Origin of the sequence: Azospirillum sp. SYSU D00513, from assembly GCF_017356015.1 — a bacterium.
Lineage (GTDB): Bacteria > Pseudomonadota > Alphaproteobacteria > Azospirillales > Azospirillaceae > Azospirillum.
This window is the reverse complement of the sequence record NZ_JAFIQV010000065.1, coordinates 1-17,890: the sequence shown is the minus strand read 5'-3', so window position 1 is coordinate 17,890 and position 17,890 is coordinate 1. Positions and strand designations below refer to the sequence as shown.

Sequence of the window (17,890 nt, the reverse complement as noted above, 5' to 3'; positions counted from 1 at the left end):
TTGACTGCTGCTCCGCAACGGGAAGACGGCTTTATTGAGGAGCGGGAGAGGAAACCAACCCTCTCCCGCCGCTCAAAACTTCACCCGCAGGCCACCACCGCGCGCTTCGCCATCACCGTGACGAGATGCGCTCGGTAGTCGGCGCTGGCGTGGATGTCGGCGTTGAGGTCGTCGCGCTGAACCGTGATGCCCTCCAGCGCCTCTGGCCGGAAGTCGGCGGCGAGCGCCGATTCCAGTTCGGTGGCGCGGAAGACGGAACCGGCCGCCCCGGTCACCGCCACGCGAACCTCGCTGCCGAAGACCGCCACGAAGACGCCGACGACGGCGTAGCGGCTGGCCGGGTTGCGGAACTTGGCGTAGGCCGCCTTGCCGGGCCGCTGGTAACGGACCGCCGCGACGATCTCGGCGGGCTCCAGCGCCGTCTCGAACATGCCCGTGAAGAAGGCGTCGCCGTCGATCTCGCGCCGATCGGTCTTCACGGTGGACTTCAGCGCCAGCACGGCCGCCGGGTAGTCGGCGGCCGGGTCGGCGTTGGCGATGGAGCCGCCCATGGTGCCGAGGTTGCGCACCTGCCGGTCCCCGATGTGGCCGGCAAGGTCGGCCAGGGCCGGAATGGTCCGGCGCACCAGATCGGAGGCAGCGACCTCCGCGTGGCGGGCGAAGGCGCCAATCTCCAGCCCCTCGGCGGTCTCGCGGATTCCCTTCAGCTCCGGGATCTGGCTGAGGTCGATGAGGTCGGATGGGCGGGCCAGACGCTGCTTCAACGTCGGCACCAGTGTCATGCCGCCGCCCAGCAGCTTGGGCTCCTCGAGGCCGCCCTGGATGGAGGCCGCCTCGGCGAGGGTCTTGGGACGATGGAAGGAGAAGCTGTACATGTGTTCTCTCCCTTACTCGGCGGCCATGGCGGCGGGCGAACCCTGCCGGAGGATCTGCCACACCTTTTCCGGCGTGGCGGGCATGTCGATGTGGGTGACGCCGTACTCGGACAGAGCGTCCACCACCGCGTTGATCACCGCGGCGGACGCGCCGATGGTGCCGGCCTCGCCGCAGCCCTTCACCCCCAGCGGGTTGTGGGTGCAGGGCTGGTCCTCATGGTACTTCACCGTGAAGGACGGCACGTTGTCCGCCCGCGGCATGCAGTAATCCATGTAGGAGCCGGTGATGAGCTGCCCCGAATCCTCGTCGTAGACGCAATTCTCGTAGAGCGCCTGGCCGATGCCCTGGACGAGGCCGCCATGCACCTGCCCCTCGACGATCATCGGGTTGATGACGTGGCCGAAATCGTCCACGGCGGCGAAGTTCACGATCTCCACCACGCCGGTGTCCCGGTCGATCTCCACCTCGCAGACGTGGCAGCCGTTGGGGTAGGTGAAGTTCTTCGGGTCGTAGAAGGCCTGCTCGTCCAGCCCCGGCTCAAGCTCGTCGAGCGGGAAGTTGTGCGGGATGTAGGCCTGGAGCGCGATGTCGCCGATGCCCAGCGACTTGTCGGTGCCGGCCACGGTGAAGCGGCCGTCCTTGACCTCGATGTCGGTCTCGGCGGCCTCCAGCATGTGGGCGGCGATCTTCTTGGCCTTGCGCTCGACCTTGTCCATCGCCTTCACCAGCGCCGAACCGCCGACGGCGAGCGAGCGCGACCCGTAGGTGCCCATGCCGAAGGGGATCTTGCTGGTGTCGCCGTGGACGATCTCCACGTTCTCGATGGGGATGCCGAAGCGGTCCGCGACGATCTGGGCGAAGGTGGTCTCGTGCCCCTGGCCGTGGCTGTGCGAGCCGGTGAAGACCGTCACCGAGCCGGTCGGGTGGAAGCGAACCTCCGCCGATTCGTAAAGCCCGGCGCGGGCGCCCAGCGCGCCGGCGATGTTGCTGGGCGCGATACCGCAGGCCTCGATGTAGGTGGACAGGCCGATGCCGCGCAGCTTGCCGCGCCGGGCCGAGTCCGCCTTGCGGGCGGCGAAGCCCGCGTAGTCCACCATCGGCAGGGCGATGTCGAGGTTCTTGGCGAAGTCGCCGGAGTCGTACTGGAGCGCCACCGGCGTCAGGTACGGCATGGCCTCCACCGGGATGAAGTTGCGGCGGCGCAGCTCCGCCCGGTCGATGCCGGTGACGCCGGCCGCGACGTCCACCATGCGCTCGATCAGGTAGCAGGCCTCCGGACGGCCGGCGCCGCGGTAGGCATCGACCGGTGCCGTGTTGGTGAAGACCGCCTTCACCTCGGCGTAGATGGCCGGGGTCTTGTACTGGCCGGCGAGCAGCGTGGCGTAGAGATAGGTCGGGATCGACGGCGCGAAGGTCGAGAGGTACGACCCCATGTTGGCGATGGTCGAGACGCGCAGGGCGAGGAAGTTGCCGTCCTTGTCCATCGCCATCTCGGCGTGGCTGACATGGTCGCGGCCGTGCGCGTCGCTGAGGAAGGCCTCCGACCGGTCGGAGGTCCATTTCACCGGGCGGCCCAGCTTGCGCGCGGCCCAGGTGACGATGGCCTCCTCGCCGTAATGGAAGATCTTGGAGCCGAAGCCGCCGCCGACGTCCGGCGCCACGACGCGCAGCTTGTGCTCGGGGATGCCCAGCACGAAGGCGCCCATCAGCAGCCGGATGACGTGCGGGTTCTGGCTGGTGGTGTAGAGCGTGTGCTCGCCCGAGGAGGCGTCATAGTCGCCGACCGCCGCGCGCGGCTCCATCGGGTTGGGAACCAGCCGGTTGTTGATCAGGTCGAGCTTGGCGACATGGGCCGCGCCGGCGAAGGCCGCGTCCACGACGGCGGCGTCGCCGATGTGCCAGTCGAAGCAGACGTTGCCCGGCGCCTCGTCATGGACGATCGGGGCGTTCGGCTCCAACGCCTTCAGCGAACTGGCGACGGCCGGCAGCTCCTCGTAATCGACCATGACCAGCTCGGCCGCGTCCCGCGCCTGGTCGCGCGTCTCGGCTATGACGGCGGCGACGATGTCGCCGACGTAGCGCGCGCGGTCGCAGGCGATCGGGAAGTGCGGCGGCTCCTTCATGGGGGTGCCGTCCTTGAAATGCACCTGCCAGCCGCAGGGCAGGCTGCCCACCTTGTCGGCGCCCATGTCCGCGCCGGTGAAGACGGCGATCACGCCGGGCGCCTGCAGGGCTTCCGATGCGTCGACGCCGAGAATGCGGGCGTGCGCGTGCGGCGAGCGGACGAGGATGCAATGGGTCTGGTTCGGGCGGTTGATGTCGTCCACGTAGTTGCCGCGGCCGGTCAGAAAACGCGCATCCTCCACGCGCCGGACGGAGGCGCCGATGCCACTGGGGTTCGCCATGTGTGTGTTCCCTCCCAACGGAAACGTCTGTTCTTATTCGGCTCTTGCCATTCATGCCGTTATTCGCGCCTCGCCCCACCGGCGGTCACCGGACCGCGCGGCCATGGAGCAGGCGAAAGACGGGCGTTCAGTCGGCCGCCATCTCGGCGGGCTGCCGCTCCCCGGCGCCGGCCTGCATGGCATCGGCCCCGGCCAGCACGGCCTTGACGATGTTGTGGTAGCCGGTGCAGCGGCAGATGTTGCCTTCCAGCCCCTGGCGGACCTGCTGTTCGGTCAGGGAGGGGTTGCGCTTGGCGAGGTCCACCGCGCTCATCACCATGCCCGGCGTGCAGTAGCCGCATTGCAGGCCGTGATGTTCCTTGAAGGCGGCCTGCATGGGGTGCAGCGTGCCGTCGGCCGCCGCCAGCCCCTCGATGGTCGTGACGGAGGCGCCTTCGGCCTGGACCGCCAGGATGGAGCAGGACTTGATGGCGTTCCCGTCGAGATGGACGACGCAGGCGCCGCACTGGCTCGTGTCGCAGCCGACATGGGTTCCGGTCAGGCCGATCTTGTCGCGCAGGAAATTGACGAGCAGCGTGCGCTCCTCGACCTCGCGCGACACCGTCTTGCCGTTCACGGTCATCGTAACGGTGGTGGGCATCTTTTTATTTCCTCCCTCTCGCCGGTCTTCCGAACGGTCGCGGCGCCTTTTGCTTCTTTTGGCTTGCGGCCGCCTACGGGAAGGATAGGGGCATGCCCCCGGTTGCGGTCAAGGCGGTCTCGCGCGATCTAGCCGAAAGGACTGGTCGGATGCCCTATTCCGCCCGCCCGGCGCCCTCACGGGAGTCTTACGGCTTGGCTCAGGGTGGACCGGCGACGCATACTCCCGCGCGCCTGCGATGGCCGCCAACAACAAGACCGATCCCATGACCTTGCCGACTCCGCCCGCCCTCCGCCTGCCGGGCCTGCGTTCCGTCCCGGCCCGCGCCGCCCTGTTCCGCGTCGGGGGCGCTGCCCTGCTGAGCCTCCTGCCGGTGCTAGCCAGCGCGGCGGAGACGGCGGCCAACTCCCACGCGAGCGCCCCGCATCTGGACGGCGGCAGCCTGAGCGCGCTCTGGGTCATACCGTTCGCCGGCATCCTTCTGTCCATCGCCCTGTTCCCGCTGCTGGCGCCGGCGGTCTGGCACCATCATTTCGGCAAGATCTCGGCGGCCTGGGCGCTGGCCTTCCTCGTGCCCTTCGCCGCGGTCTTCGGCATGGACCTGGCGCTGTACGAACTGGCCCACACGGTGCTGCTCGAATACATCCCCTTCATCGTGCTTCTGACGGCGCTCTTCACCGTGGCGGGCGGCGTGCGGATCACCGGCACGCTGGTCGGCACGCCCGCCGCCAACACGCTCGGGCTCGGCATCGGGACCGTCCTGGCGAGCTTCATGGGCACCACCGGCGCCTCCATGCTTCTGATCCGGCCGATGCTGCGCGCGAACGAGAAGCGGCACCACAAGACCCACACGATGGTCTTCTTCATCTTCCTGGTGTCGAACATCGGCGGTGCCCTGACGCCGCTGGGGGATCCGCCGCTGTTCCTGGGCTTCCTGAAGGGGGTGGAGTTCTTCTGGCCGACCGTCCACCTCTTCGCACCCACGGCGCTGCTGGTTGCCTGCCTGCTCGCCCTCTATTTCGTGATCGACCTCGTTCTGTACCGGCGGGACCCCGGCCGGACCATCGAGGCCGACGACATCGAGGAGCGCGAGCCCATCCGCATGGAGGGCAAGGTCAACCTGCTGCTGCTGGCCGCCGTCGTCGGTGCGGTGCTGCTGAGCGGCGTCTGGCATCCGGGGGTCACCGTCACGGTCTACCACGTGCCGGTGGCGCTGGAGAGCATCGTCTCCCAGGCGCTGCTGATCGGCATCGCGCTCCTGTCACTGCGGCTGACCAGCGGCAAGAGCCGCATGATGAACGGCTTCACCTGGGGGCCGATCCTGGAGGTGGCGAAGCTGTTCGCCGCGATCTTCCTGACGATCATCCCGGCCATCGCCATCCTGCGCGCGGGCACCGACGGCGCCCTGGGCGCGGTCATCGAGGCGGTCAACCGGGACGGGCAGCCGGTGCCCGCCGCCTATTTCTGGGCCACGGGCATCCTGTCGAGCTTCCTCGACAATGCCCCCACCTACCTGATCTTCTTCAACACGGCGGGCGGCGACGCGGCGCACCTGATGAACGACCTCGCCGTGACTCTGGCCGCCATCTCCGCTAGTGCCGTCTTCATGGGCGCCAACACCTACATCGGCAACGCGCCCAACTTCATGGTGAAGGCCATCGCCGAGGAGCGCGGCGTCCGCATGCCGAGCTTCTTCGGCTACATGCTCTGGTCCTTCGGCATCCTGGTGCCGCTTTTCGGCGTGGTGACGCTGCTGTTCTTCCTTTGAATGAACACCGCTCCGGGCGCCCCGCCCGGAGCGGCCTGCCCGAGCGTCAGTGCGACAGCAGGACCGGCAGGTGCAGGTTCTCCAGCACGGAGCGGGTTGCGCCGCCCAGCACCATCTCGCGCAGGCGGGAATGGCCGTAGGCGCCCATGACCAGCAGGTCGGCGCCGGTGTCTCGGGCGCAGCCGAGGATCGTCTCGCCGACGTCGCCGGCCACAGGCACGTTCCGTGCCCGCTCCAGCGTCACGCCATGCCGCTGGAGGCTGGCGACGAGGTCGTCCACGCCGGGCTCGTCCTGCGGCGCCAGGAGCGTGACCTTTCCGGCGGTCTGGAGGAAGGGAAGGGCATTGCGCACGGCCCGGTTCGCCTCGCGCGTGTTCTTCCAGGCGATCAGGATGTTCTGTCCCAGCGGCAGGGACGTGTCGTGCTCGTAGGGCAGGACCAGGGTCGGGCAGGAGGTTTCCAGCGGCAGCCGCTCCGGCACGTTCAGCAGCACCACGTCGTCCATGCCGTCCACACGGGCCTGGGAGACGATCGCGAGGTCCGCGAAGGCCGCGCGCTGGGCCAGCAGATGCACATGATCGCCCTCGACCACCGACCAGCTGTGCAGGCAGTCCTTCAGGGCCGCGCGCACCTCCTTCTCCGCCTGCTCGGCTTTCTCATGGGCGATGACGGTCGCCTCGGCGATGTAGGCGTAGGAGGCGCCGCGGCCGGTCACCGCGGCGGGCATGGAGACCGGGGACGCGACGTAGAGCGCCTCGACGAAGGCCGAGAAGCGCCTGGACAGGTCGGCGGCGACCGCGATGCGCGCCGTGGGGTGCCCGTCGTTGGCCAGATGCAGAAGGATGGTCTTGATCGGCATGGGATCCACTCGCTGTGCCCGGCACCGCCGGCGTTCGTCCGTCAGCCGGCGCCGCCGGCGTTCGTCCATGAGAGTGCCTTCATGAATAACGCCGCGCGATGCCCTTTGGCTATCGGTGGATCCCCTTACTGAGCCCTTAGCGGATGGTGACGGCGTAGGTCTCCACCGGCTCGACCTTCCGGATCAGGCCGCGCGCCTTCAGGAACTCGGCGAAGCGGGTCCAGCGGCCCGCGTCCAGCGCGGCGGGGCTGTGGGTGAAGCGCGGCAGGGTGTTCGCCCAGGCGCGGCGGTTCAGCTCGTCGTTCAGCTCCGGACGGCCGTTCACGAAGGCGGCCTGCGCCTCTTCCGGGTGGTTGAGGATGTAGAAGGTGGCCCGCTCTACGGCACCCAGGAAGCGCTTCAGCCGGTCGTCGCCGGCCTTCTCGCGGTTCGCCACGATGATCAGCTCGTCATAGGCGGGAACGCCCTCTTCCTCCGGGTAGAAGGCCTTGCCCGGCTTGCCCTCGATGTCGAGCTGGGCCAGCTCGAAGTTCCGGTAGGCGCCGATGACCGCGTCCACCTGGCCGGCCAGCAGGGCGGGCGAGAGGGAGAAGTTCACGTTCACCAGCTCGACGTCCTTCAGGGTCAGCCCGCTCTTCTCCAGCATGGCGCCGAGGATGGCGTCCTCGAACCCGCCGACCGAGAAGCCGACCTTGCGGCCCTTCAGGTCCTTGATGGATTTCACCGGCCCGTCGCGCAGCACGACCAGCGAGGTCAGCGGGGTTGAGACCAGCGTGCCGACACGCACCAGCGGCAGCCCCTCGGCGACCTGGATCTGGAGCTGCGGCTGGTAGGAGATGGCCAGCTCGGCGTTGCCGGCGGCGACCTGCTTGGGCGGGTCGTTAGGGTCGGCCGGAGCCACGAGGTTCACGTCGAGCCCGGCATCCTTGAAGAAGCCCTTCTCCTTGGCGACGATCAACGGCGCGTGGTCCGGGTTGACGAACCAGTCGAGCAGCACGGTCATCTTGTCCTGCGCCGTGGCGGGCAGGGCGGTCATCAGGCCGGCGGCGAGTGCCGCGGCGGCGAGGCTCAGTTTCATGAGGGGTCAGTCCTTTTCGTCGGAGGAATGGGTGTCGGGCTGCCAGGGCAGCGCCCGGCGCAGCAGCGCGTCCACGGCGGCGTAGAGCGCCACCGCGAAGAGGCCGAGCACGGCGAGTGCCGCGAAGAGGAGGTCGGTCTGCATGCGCGCGTTGGCGTGCAGCATCAGGTAGCCGAGGCCGGAGGAGGAGCCGACCCATTCGCCAACCACGGCCCCGATCGGGGCCACGGCGGCGGCCACCCGCACGCCGGACGCGAAGGCGGGCAGGGCGGCCGGCAGGCGGACATGCCAGAGGACCGAGGATCGGGTCGCCCCCATGGTCCGCGCGAGGTCGAGCCAGCCCGGCTCGGTCCGCCGCAGACCGTCGAACAGCGAGGTCGTGACCGGGAAGTAGATGATGATCGTCGCCATGGCGATCTTCGACGCCATGCCGTAGCCGAGCCACAGGGTCAGCAACGGGGCGAGCGCGAAGACCGGGATCGCCTGGCTGAAGACCAGCAGCGGCATCAGCCAGCGCCGGGCGACGCGGAAGCTCGCCAGCGCCAGCGCGCTGACGCTGCCCAGCAGAACGCCCAGCAGAAGGCCGAGAAGCACCTCCGCCAGCGTGACGCCGGCGTGGCCGAGAAGCAGCGGCGCCTGGCGGACGAGTGCCGTCCCCACCGCCGCCGGACCCGGCAGGATGAAGCGCGGAACGCCGGTCAGCCAGACCAGCCCCTGCCAGGCGGCCAGGATCACCAGCGCCGTGACGGCGGCGCGCAGCAGCCTCATTCCCCGAGCCTCCGCAGAAGCTCGCCCTGGAGGGCGAGGAGTGCCGGGTCGTCCACCGCGCGCGGCGTCGGGCCGGGCGGCTCCAGCGCCGGCCCGACCGTCGCCGGCCGGCCGGTCATGACATGGACGCGGTGCGCGATCCGCAGGGCTTCCAGCGGGTCGTGGGTGATCATCAGCACGGTGCGGCCGGCCAGCAGCTCCGCCGCCAGCTCCTGCAAACGCAGCCGGGTCAGCACGTCGAGCGCGCTGAAGGGCTCGTCCATCAGAACCAGCGGCCGGCGTTCCATGAGGGTGCGGGCGAGGGCCACGCGCTGGCGCTGTCCGCCGGACAGGGAGGCCGGCCGGTCCCCCTCGCGCCCGGCGAGGCCGACGCGCGCCAGCAGGTCCCGTGCCTCCTCGCGCAAGGGACCGCCCCGCGGCTCCCCGCGCAGCCGGACGCCGACCAGAACGTTGTCCAGGACGGTCAGCCAGGGCAGCAGCAGGTCCTGCTGCGCCATGTAGGCAATCCGCCCATGCAGCGGCAGCCCGTCGGAGGTCTCGACGCGCGTCGGTGCTTCCGGCTCCGCGAGGCCGGCGACGACGCGCAGGAGAGTGGTCTTGCCCACGCCGCTCGGCCCCAGCAGGCAGGTGATCCGCCCGGCCTCGACCGTGATGCCGAGCCCGTCGAACAGCCGCACTCCGCCGTGCGTGAGCCGGGCGTCGCGGACGGAAACGGACAGGTAATCCGGGGGATTGCCCGGGCGAACGGTGTCGAGCATGGCTCACTGGTCCCTACGCCGGTATGAACCGGATCAGGTTCCAGGGGTCGTCCCCTTGATGGGACCTCTCAGCCGACCGCCGGCTCCCCCCAGTGATGGAGGCGGACTATGACAAGTCGCCGAGGCCGGGGCAAGGGGGCGTCACGGATTTTCCGTTGGGTGGTGTATGGGGTGGGGGCTTTCCCATTCGGCGACCTCGCTGACCGGCGCGGCCCCGGCGATCTCCAGCAGCAGCTTGGACAGGATCGCCTCGGCGAAGGCGTCGAAGCCGGTGGCCGGCACGATGAAGGCGCCGGGGCCGCCGATCACCCGCTCCTCGTAATAGCGGTCGAGGTTGACCGGCGGCAGGCCACCCCAGGGGTTCGGCCGGTCGTTCAGGATCGGCAGGCCGTTGATGGTGATGCCCTCGGCGACGGCGGCGTCGCGCGCCATCTCCACGGGGCGTCCCCGGTTGTTCTCCCCGTCGCCCGACACGTCGATGACCCGCCGGGTGCCCTCGTAACCATTCCCGGCGAAAAGGCCGGCGCTGTAGTCGATGGCGGCGCTGATGGAGGTCCATTGCGCCGTGTCGATGGGGGATTCCGCGATGGCGGAGGCGAAGGCGCGCACGCTGTCGGCGTCCTCCAGCAGGGTCCAGCCGACCACGCTGCGCTGGTAATGGTCGCCCGCCCATTCCACGTAGGTCGCGGCGATGCGGCCGAGCGGACCGCTGCCGATGGCACCGATCACCTTTGCGTCCAGCAGGGCGCCGACATAGCCCTCGCGCTGAAGCCGCGCCTCCTCAGGGTCCACGCTGCCGGAAATGTCCACGGCCAGCACCAGTTCGAGGTCGACCGGGATCTCGGCCGAGGCGGGCAGGGGGGCCGAAACCGCCAGGACGCCCCCCAGGAGCGTCCTTGCCGCGAGTCGCCGGAGCCGAGCCATGCCGCACCTCCCATCCGCCTTCCCCTAGTAAAAGACCGGGAGCCCCCGAGTCGCAAGCCTCCTGTTGGAGGCGGGGCCGTTGACGGGTGAGCGATTTCGCGCCACCTCAGCAGCCATGACGTCACACCCCTCCTTTCGTCGGCCGCTTTTCCTGGGCAGCGAGATCTACCGCGGATCGAGCTACGGACCGAAGCACCCGCTCTCCATCCCGCGCGTCTCCACCGCCATCGACCTGTCGCGCGCCATGGGCTGGCTGCCGGACGAGGTCTATCTGGACAGCCCGATGGCGACGCCCGGCCAGCTCACGCGCTTTCATACCCCCGATTACATCGAGGCGCTGCGCCGGGCGGAGGAGGCCCAGCGCGTCGATGAGGAGACGCGCGACCGCTACAACCTCGGCCGGCTGGAAAATCCCATCTACGCGGAGATGTACCGCCGCCCCGCGATCAGCGCGGGCGCCGCGATCCTCGCCGCGCGCCTGCTGATGGACGAGGCCCGCACCGTCTACAGCCCGGCGAGCGGCACGCACCATGCCTGGCCGGGGCGGGCCAGCGGCTTCTGCTACACCAACGCGCCGGTGCTGGGCATCCTGGCGCTGCTCGACGCCGGGTTCGAGCGGGTCCTGTACGTGGATCTGGACGCCCACCACGGCGACGGGGTGGAGGCCGCCTTCGCGGAGGCCCCTCGGGTGCTGACTATTTCGGTGCACGAGGACGGGCGCTGGCCCTTCACCGGCAAAGCGGAGGACCGCGCCGGCGGCATGGCCCGCAACCTTCCCATGCCCCAGGGCTTCAACGACAGCGAGATGGCCTATCTGGTCGAGCGGGCGCTGCTGCCGCTCGGCCGGGCCTTCGCGCCGGAGGTGCTGGTGCTCCAGACCGGGGCGGACGCGCTGGCCGAGGATCCCCTAAGCCGGCTGGAACTGTCCAACCACGCGCTGTGGGATGCGGTGCGGAGCCTCATGGGGCTGGCGCCCCGGCTGCTGGTGGTCGGCGGGGGCGGCTACAACCCCTGGACCGTCGGGCGCTGCTGGGCGGGGATCTGGGCCGTGCTGAACGGCATCGACCCGGCGGTTCCGCCGACGCCAGAGGCCGAGCGGGTGCTGCGCGCCCTCACCTGGTCGCGCGCGGCCGGCCGCAACCCGCCGGAGCATTGGTTCACGACGCTCGCGGACGTACCCCGTCCCGGCCCGATCCGTGGCCGGGTGAGGGAGGTGGTGGACATCGTCATGGAGGGCGGGCTGTCCTAGCGCCCCGCCGCCACCGCCAGCGCCCCGAATCGGCGGGCTCTGTTCATTGACGTTCGCACACAAATAGGCGACGCTGTCCGGATGCCATAAGGGGCGAGATGCGCAGGCCCCTCCTCCCGCGCGCGGGGCCGCGGGACCAGGCCGGGAGGACAACGGACCGGACGATGCAGAGCACGACGCTGTTCCTGATCGCCGTCGCCGTGATCCTGCTGTCGGCCGTTCCGGTCGCGGTGATCCTGAAGGATGTGCTCCCAGGCGTCCTCCAGCGACGGTCGGGCTTCGACCGTCTCGAGAACCGCATCTACATCCTGCACGCCGAAGCCCAGGACATCCAGGAACGCGTCAAGGGTCTGTCCGCGCGGCGGAACAGCCAAGCGTCCGACCGGAATCGGCTCGAAAGCGACATCCGCAAGATGGAGAAGGCCATCGCCGATCTCGCCGCCCAGCCGCCGCTCTTCGTGCATGAGGTCGGTGATCCGCACGCCGGACTGACCCGCTTCACGGTCTCTGTGACCCAGGACAAGGCGTCCTCGGCGGCGCGGGCCGCGGGGGAGCGCGCCCAGGTCAACCAGATCTGGCGCCACGCCAACGTCGCCGAAGTGTGGGCGAGCAGCTTCGAGGAGGCGCGGCAGATGGTCGAGGTCGCCTTCCCCTTCAAGCTCGGATTCGAAAAGAGCTTCCAGAAGACTCCGCCGGCCCAGGAGGGCGCCACGAAGGCTCCCGTTGCGGGTGCCTCCCTCGCCCTGAAATCCCCGCCGGCGGGGGCAGGCGGCACAGCCAGGTCCGGGGTTCCCCGATCCGCCGCCGTGCCCAGGCCGGCCGCGACGAAGGCGGCGGGGGCCAGCCTGTCATGATGATCAACTTCATCATCCTGCTGGCGATCATCGCCGTCGGCGCGTGGCTCGGCAACGTGCTGCTGTCGCTGGAAGCCTCCCTCTCGCAGGTGCGCGCCCGGATGCGCGCGGCGCGGGACGCCATCTCCAAGGTCGAGAACGCGATCAGCCGCCTCCAGCGCGACGAGGAGCGGCTGAGGGCGGATATCGAGGAGATCGCCGCCGAAACCGTCCTGCTGCGCGGCCGCCAGGCTGAAACGCAGCAGCGGCTGGCGGAGGCGCAGGCGGTAAAGCGCCCACAGCTCCTGATCCTGTCCGAGCGGCGCAATCCCGGCGACAAGGAATGGCTGGTCACGGTGGTGAACAGCCAGATCGGCGAGATCGACGCCACCCACCCGCTGGCCCTGGAATGGATGCAGGGGCGCGAATATCTGGTCTGGGCGGAAAGCGAGCGGGAGGCGGCGGAGCGTGCCAACCGGCGATTCGGCGCTCGGCCCGGCTATCAGGTCCGGTCCGTGGCGGCGATCAAGGACGACATCTACGCCCCGCGTACGGCACAGCCGGCGGCCTGAACGCCGATCCCGGCCACACCGCCGTCGGCGGTGTCTGGAAAGGCGTCTCTGGACAGGCGTTCCCGCCGCGGGCATCGTCTGCGGCGCGACTTAAGCCATGGGATGACGGTGCGATGATCGGACGTTTGGTGCGGGTTTTCCTTGCCGGGATGATGGTTCTGGCCGCTGCGGTTCCGCTGTCGTCCGCGGGGGCGCAGGAGACGTTCGAGCGCTCCTCCCTGACGGTGGAGACGGCGTCGGGCGGGCGTTTCCGCTTCAATGTGGAACTGGCGGAAAGCTCGGCGCAGCAGGCGCAGGGGCTGATGTTCCGGGAAAGCATGGCCGAGGATGCCGGCATGCTCTTCGTCTACAACCGGGAGCAGACGGCCGCCTTCTGGATGAAGAACACGCTCATCTCGCTGGACATGATCTTCATCGAGGCGGACGGCCGCATCCTGAACATCCATGCGAAGGCCGTCCCTCATTCGACGGACACGATCCGCTCCGCCGGGCCGGTGAAGGGCATCCTGGAGATCAACGGCGGCATGGCCGCGCGCCTCGGCATCCGGCCGGGCGACCGCGTCATCCACCCGGTGTTCGGGAACGCCAAGTAAGGCCGTTTCAGCGGAGCTCGGCCAGACAGCGGCGGAGAAGAACCTCGGGGGGGCCCATGTCGAGGGGCAGGGGAACGGCGCGCCGCCGGGGGGCTCGCCACAGCCACGCGGGCCAGGGAAGTGCCACGGGCTCCTGCGGCTCTGATTCGGTCGCCAGCCATAAGATTCGTGTCGCGGAGCGGGACAGCAGTGCCGCGGCGCCCGCGACGGTGCCGGCGTCGGCCGTCGCCGCGACCAGCAGGGCCGGGCGGCGCTCCGCCAGATAGCGGGACAGGGTGAAGGCCATGCCGGCGGCCGTCCGCCGGCCCAGATCGACGGCCCCGAGCCGAGGCGAGCGCGCGGATCTCAGCGCGCCATGCGGCGAGCCGGCGACGAGGTCCGCCTCATGCCCGGCCGATGCCGCGGCCTCCGCCAGGGCGATGGCGGCGCGGTGCGGGGACCGGTCGCCCAGGTCGGTGAGGAGGATGGCGAGGCGCATCGGGATCATCGCCTCCCTTACCCCAGCCCGCGCCGTGCATCAAGGCGACGGGGGCAGGGGCATCGCCGACGGGGGCGAGGACCCTTTGTTTTCCCGCCAAGGGAGAACCTGCGCCAAGCCGTATGCCGATCCTTGCCCAAGCCACGGCGTTGGTGTATTTCACATTCCGGTCACGGGGCGTGGCGCAGTCTGGTAGCGCGCCAGTTTTGGGTACTGGAGGCCCCCGGTTCGAATCCGGGCGCCCCGACCACCACTCACCGGGCGAAGGCGTCCACGCCGTTCGCGTTCGGAACGTTTGCGTTTGGAGAGGGAGTGTTTCGCGCGATGAAGGTCCGGATCCACCAGCCGAGCAAGACGGCCATGCAGTCCGGGCGGGCGAAGGCCCAGCGTTGGCAGCTCGAATACGAGATCGAGACGCCGCGCCGACCTGAGCCCCTGATGGGCTGGATCAGCTCCGGCGACACGCTCAACCAGGTGGTGCTCAGCTTCGACACGAAGGAAGACGCGATCGCCTTCGCCGAGCGCAAGGGCTGGGAATACACGGTTCAGGATCCCCCCGTCCGCCGCGTCCGCCCGCGCAACTACGCCGACAATTTCCGCACCGACCGTCCGCGCGTCTGACCCCACTTGGTGTCGGTCCGCGTCCGGTGGTACGGCGTGGCCCCATAGCTCAGTTGGATAGAGCAATCGCCTTCTAAGCGATAGGTCGCAGGTTCGAATCCTGCTGGGGTCGCCACCACACACGCACGCGCCTTAGCTACTGATTTAATTGGATTTTCCGACTTATCGCTCACTCGTTCCACACACGTTTCCCCCACACGTTTAGTTGGTTGGTGTGGAGCGTGGGAAGGCAAGCGACTCGGGAAGAAGGGGAGAGGATTCGTTCCCCCTCTCACGGCAAACGAAAAGAGCCCGTACCGTTAGCGGTAGGGCTCTCTCGTGTCTGTAAGAACGGCTTGGGTCAGTGTTTCACCCTTGCGACGATCTGATACGTGTCGCTGCCGCTGGTGTACAGCCGAACCTCACCATTGGGCATGATCTCCCAAAAAGCGGTTCCGTCAGGAGGGAGGCCGGGAGAGCTTATCCACCTCCCCTCAGCGTCCCTTATGAACCTACCGGTTCGTCCGCTTCCATCCTGCCAAGGAGGAACGGCCCTCCCATCACGTTGGGCTTCAAGCTCGATGCGATCTTCACGGATGCCCACTATCATGCTCCTGGTTAACGAAAGGACATCAGAGAGCCTCAGGCAACGCTTCCTGTAGGCGGCTTCTAGAACGGATGACCTCGCTTCCCGCAACCATCTACGAAGTACGTTGCCGGAAGGTGGACGCGGCTATCTACGACGTTCGCCGCTGTTGTAAGTGTTAGGATTGCGCTTGGGATCTAAGCGTTAGTTTGTCGATCCGGAATGCGATAACGGGATCTTCATACATCTCATAGGGGTCCGACGTGTGCATGTTGAGCCACGCGGAGAAGTCATCCGCTTCCTCTGGGGACATTGGAATGCATTGGAATGACAGAAGCCACGAAGCTTCGGAGGCGGTGAGGGGGCGGGCACTAGTGGTCTGCATGGCGGCGGGTCCTTCCTGTAGTAGCCTTGCTGTACAAGTGGTACCCCCTTCGATTGGGGAAATCTACAAATCTGAAGTTGCGTTTCCATGCCCGTAAACTGTGGATAACCATTTGTATCGGTGTATGATATGGCTGAAACCCTCGCAATCCCAACGGTATTGAACTCAATGTCGAGCGATTTCCTACAACCACGGCACACTTCGCGCTCGAAAAAAATTCCCAGAGGGTCGGTCGGGCTGGGCCGAGAAACGCGATACAGCGAGTTTATGTCTATGTCTTACTGTATAATTGCGCTACGGTCGGTAAAGCAGTAAGCCTAGCTCCAGATTAGGGGCGCACATGAGAGAGATTGAATGTATTCCACGCCAATCATGGGATCTGGAGAGCACGCCAAGCGCCTTCGAAAAGAGTCTGGGAAGTGGCTAAAAAGCCTCCGTGAGCGTGCCGAGTTAACACAGAACGATGTGGCTAACGCAGTTGGCTACGAATATTATACAATGATTTCACAGATCGAGTCCGGAAAGGGGCGTGTTGCTCCTGACAAGTACCTTAGCTATGCGCAAGCTCTTAAGGTGAACCCTCAATGGTTTATGAGAAACCTTCTCAAGTTCTATGATCCGTTCTGCTATGAGCTTCTGTTTGGGCCTCCCGAATGAAAAAAAACAGGAGGAGCCTTTCGGCCCCTCCCAAGTCTCAATCACCGTCTATCAATTCATGGAACAGCCGGATATGCGTCGAGAATGGCGACAGCACCAATGCCTTCTTGAGCAACTGTTCCCCACCTTCGCCCTGTACCAGGGACGACCCAAGGCGCTGAACGTCTCCTAAGAGGGCAAGGTTGATGCCTCCAAGGGACTCCATCCATGAGTTCCGAGCAAATCGGGTGGAGGACGTGAGTCCTGAGAGTTTGAGGGCTCCGTCCACATAGGGCGACATCCAGCCCAGCAGCCCCGAACGATCTACCAACTCATGAGCGGTGTTGAAGGCGTTCTCTTCCTTAAGCCGCTCCTCCGGATCTCTTCCGTTGATGATGTCCTTCCCCAACATGACCATGAACGTCGAGAAGGTCAGGATACCAAGGGACGCAACGGCCCTCATGTCTCGATAGTCCGCCACCCGCTGGGCGGTCGGGGTGACGTAGCGATTGAGGAACGTGAACGCGAAGGTCTGGAACTGAAGGGCAAGCTTCCCGAACCAACTGTCCATGATGGCAGGGGTATCCCCGATACCAGGAGTGTTGATGGCTCTGGTCATCTCCCTCTGAACGGCAATCCGGAAATCCCGTGCGGCAAGCTCGCCACCGGGCTCCTTCAGCCACTCATCAAGGTTCGGGTCAAACCGCCCGTCCTTCTCAACGCCGTACCGCTTGATGAACTCCTTCAGCCGTCCAGCCTCAGCCTTGCCAATGCCCAGAGATGCCAGATCGGCACGTTGGAACTCGGTCAGGGTGTCGTACCGGAGGACGAAGGACCGGAGGCGATGGCTGATGGCAAGCCCAGCGGTGATCTTCAGGAACGAGTTCCAATAGGGGAGACCCGAGACCGTAGAGACCACGTCCGACAGCTTCGAGGCCGCTACGTCCACCTTGGAGGTGATGGTGTGTTTCAGGGTTCCACGAACACCGATACCAGCTTGGTTGAGGGTGTCCTCAGCCCCCAAGCGCCTCGCAAGGGCAACGCCATGAGACCCGAACTCGACGGCATTCACGAACACCCGGAGGTCCTCTCGGTCCATCTCTCGCATGATCCGGACGGCCTCGCCAGAGTGCCTGAAGAACATGGGCAGCAGCCGTTCCCTCAGGGCAAGCGTGGCGACATCCGTCAGGCTGGTCAGAAGGAAGCCCGAACCGTACCGGATGAAGTTGGCCTGTCGCATCTTCTGGGAGCCCCAAGCCAACCAGCCGTCCCGGTCGGTTCCCAGGTTCTCCAACCCGATCAGCCGCCCCTTGAGGAGGCGCAAGTCAGCAATGGCCTTCTCACGTTCGGCGTTCAGCTTCGAGCGTGACGCCTGGTCAGTCTGGGCGACCAAGTCGTCATACTCTCGGGAAACCGCCGCTTCCACGTCGTCCCAGGACCCGAACCGCTTCCCATCGCCAATGTCGAGAGCTTCTCGGAGGCTGATGTGTCCGGAAAGCTGGTCGTACTGGGAATGGAGAATGTTAGGGAGGTCGGTGCGGAGATATCCACGCTCAGCGGCCAACCGCTCCTGCTCCTTGTTGAGGATCAGACGGCGAACCTTCATGCGTCCCGACTCGGGAACGACACGATCCATGATGGCGGTCGGGAGTTCACTCCGATCCATCAGGGCGCGCTTGATGTCCTGAACGGTTTCCTCCAGGGGCGTTTTAAGGCGGGCAGCATTGAGGCTGCGTTCCGCCCTCCTCATTCCCTTGGCAGCAGCGTCAGACGCATCCTGCCCGTCTCTGCGGGGGACTATCCGGAATTTCGTGCTCGGCGGGGGTATGCTGAGAACGGAAGGAGCCCCCGATGGCACGACGCAAAGAACCGATTATCCCCG

At 67.2% G+C, this 17,890-nt stretch carries 17 protein-coding genes, 2 tRNA genes and 1 riboswitch; of the genes, 9 read left to right on the top strand and 10 right to left on the bottom strand.

The window, feature by feature from the left end; all coding sequences use genetic code 11:
* Positions 1-80: 80 nt before the first annotated feature.
* From JUB11_RS29830 to JUB11_RS29820, 3 genes are all read right to left on the bottom strand, one after another.
* Complete coding sequence (locus JUB11_RS29830; RefSeq protein WP_207462446.1) at positions 81-875, bottom strand: FAD binding domain-containing protein; 795 nt, start codon at positions 873-875, stop codon at positions 81-83.
* Positions 876-887: 12 nt separating this feature from the next.
* On the bottom strand, positions 888-3,281 hold the full coding sequence (locus JUB11_RS29825; protein WP_207462445.1) for a xanthine dehydrogenase family protein molybdopterin-binding subunit: 2,394 nt from the start codon (positions 3,279-3,281) through the stop codon (positions 888-890).
* Positions 3,282-3,408: 127 nt separating this feature from the next.
* Complete coding sequence (locus tag JUB11_RS29820; RefSeq protein WP_207462444.1) at positions 3,409-3,921, bottom strand: (2Fe-2S)-binding protein; 513 nt, start codon at positions 3,919-3,921, stop codon at positions 3,409-3,411.
* Between the two features lie 265 nt (positions 3,922-4,186).
* Between JUB11_RS29820 and JUB11_RS29815 the strand changes: the two genes are divergently transcribed.
* The gene (locus JUB11_RS29815) at positions 4,187-5,689 is read left to right on the top strand and encodes a sodium:proton antiporter (RefSeq protein WP_207462443.1); all 1,503 of its coding nucleotides are present in this window, start codon (positions 4,187-4,189) and stop codon (positions 5,687-5,689) included.
* Positions 5,690-5,735: 46 nt separating this feature from the next.
* Here the strand turns inward: JUB11_RS29815 and JUB11_RS29810 are convergent, their stop codons facing one another.
* The 5 genes from JUB11_RS29810 to JUB11_RS29790 form a co-directional block, all read right to left on the bottom strand.
* Positions 5,736-6,548: a universal stress protein gene (locus JUB11_RS29810; RefSeq protein ID WP_207462442.1), complete on the bottom strand. Its 813-nt coding sequence runs from the start codon at positions 6,546-6,548 to the stop codon at positions 5,736-5,738.
* A gap of 136 nt (positions 6,549-6,684) precedes the next feature.
* Positions 6,685-7,626 carry an ABC transporter substrate-binding protein gene (locus JUB11_RS29805; protein WP_207462441.1) on the bottom strand — a complete coding sequence of 314 codons (942 nt, stop codon included), beginning with the start codon at positions 7,624-7,626 and terminating at the stop codon, positions 6,685-6,687.
* A 6-nt stretch (positions 7,627-7,632) separates the two neighbouring features.
* A complete protein-coding gene (locus JUB11_RS29800; RefSeq protein WP_207462440.1) occupies positions 7,633-8,394 on the bottom strand; it encodes an ABC transporter permease in 762 nt (253 codons plus the stop codon).
* Complete coding sequence (locus tag JUB11_RS29795; protein WP_207462439.1) at positions 8,391-9,152, bottom strand: ABC transporter ATP-binding protein; 762 nt, start codon at positions 9,150-9,152, stop codon at positions 8,391-8,393. The genes JUB11_RS29800 and JUB11_RS29795 overlap by 4 nt, the downstream gene beginning before the upstream one ends.
* Positions 9,145-9,252: riboswitch (TPP riboswitch) on the bottom strand. It overlaps the preceding gene by 8 nt.
* A 41-nt stretch (positions 9,253-9,293) precedes the next feature.
* Positions 9,294-10,076: a DUF1194 domain-containing protein gene (locus tag JUB11_RS29790; RefSeq protein WP_207462438.1), complete on the bottom strand. Its 783-nt coding sequence runs from the start codon at positions 10,074-10,076 to the stop codon at positions 9,294-9,296.
* Positions 10,077-10,191: 115 nt separating this feature from the next.
* Between JUB11_RS29790 and JUB11_RS29785 the strand changes: the two genes are divergently transcribed.
* The 4 genes from JUB11_RS29785 (at position 10,192) to JUB11_RS29770 (ending at position 13,323) form a co-directional block, all read left to right on the top strand.
* A complete protein-coding gene (locus JUB11_RS29785) occupies positions 10,192-11,325 on the top strand; it encodes an acetoin utilization protein AcuC (protein ID WP_207462437.1) in 1,134 nt (377 codons plus the stop codon).
* Positions 11,326-11,489: 164 nt separating this feature from the next.
* Positions 11,490-12,179, top strand: coding sequence for a hypothetical protein (locus JUB11_RS29780; protein ID WP_207462436.1), 690 nt, complete (start codon positions 11,490-11,492; stop codon positions 12,177-12,179).
* Positions 12,176-12,730 (top strand): hypothetical protein, encoded by a 555-nt coding sequence (locus JUB11_RS29775; RefSeq protein WP_207462435.1) that lies wholly within the window; start codon positions 12,176-12,178, stop codon positions 12,728-12,730. Before JUB11_RS29780 ends, JUB11_RS29775 begins: the two co-directional genes overlap by 4 nt.
* 113 nt (positions 12,731-12,843) lie before the next feature.
* Positions 12,844-13,323: a DUF192 domain-containing protein gene (locus tag JUB11_RS29770; protein ID WP_207462434.1), complete on the top strand. Its 480-nt coding sequence runs from the start codon at positions 12,844-12,846 to the stop codon at positions 13,321-13,323.
* A 7-nt stretch (positions 13,324-13,330) separates the two neighbouring features.
* On the opposite strand, the gene JUB11_RS29765 is transcribed toward JUB11_RS29770, so the two are convergent.
* Positions 13,331-13,810: a hypothetical protein gene (locus JUB11_RS29765; RefSeq protein WP_207462433.1), complete on the bottom strand. Its 480-nt coding sequence runs from the start codon at positions 13,808-13,810 to the stop codon at positions 13,331-13,333.
* A 164-nt stretch (positions 13,811-13,974) separates the two neighbouring features.
* On the opposite strand from JUB11_RS29765, the gene JUB11_RS29760 reads away from it, so the two are divergent.
* From JUB11_RS29760 to JUB11_RS29745, 4 genes are all read left to right on the top strand, one after another.
* A tRNA-Pro gene (locus tag JUB11_RS29760) sits at positions 13,975-14,051 on the top strand.
* 74 nt (positions 14,052-14,125) lie between these two features.
* Positions 14,126-14,422 (top strand): ETC complex I subunit, encoded by a 297-nt coding sequence (locus JUB11_RS29755; RefSeq protein ID WP_207462432.1) that lies wholly within the window; start codon positions 14,126-14,128, stop codon positions 14,420-14,422.
* A 38-nt stretch (positions 14,423-14,460) separates the two neighbouring features.
* Positions 14,461-14,537, top strand: a tRNA-Arg gene (locus JUB11_RS29750).
* Between the two features lie 1,189 nt (positions 14,538-15,726).
* Entirely contained in the window at positions 15,727-16,029 is a 303-nt protein-coding gene (locus JUB11_RS29745; protein WP_207462431.1) for a helix-turn-helix transcriptional regulator, read from the top strand.
* A 37-nt stretch (positions 16,030-16,066) separates the two neighbouring features.
* On the opposite strand, the gene JUB11_RS29740 is transcribed toward JUB11_RS29745, so the two are convergent.
* Positions 16,067-17,758, bottom strand: a complete 1,692-nt coding sequence (locus JUB11_RS29740; RefSeq protein ID WP_207462430.1) for a hypothetical protein — start codon at positions 17,756-17,758, stop codon at positions 16,067-16,069.
* Positions 17,759-17,890 lie beyond the last annotated feature (132 nt).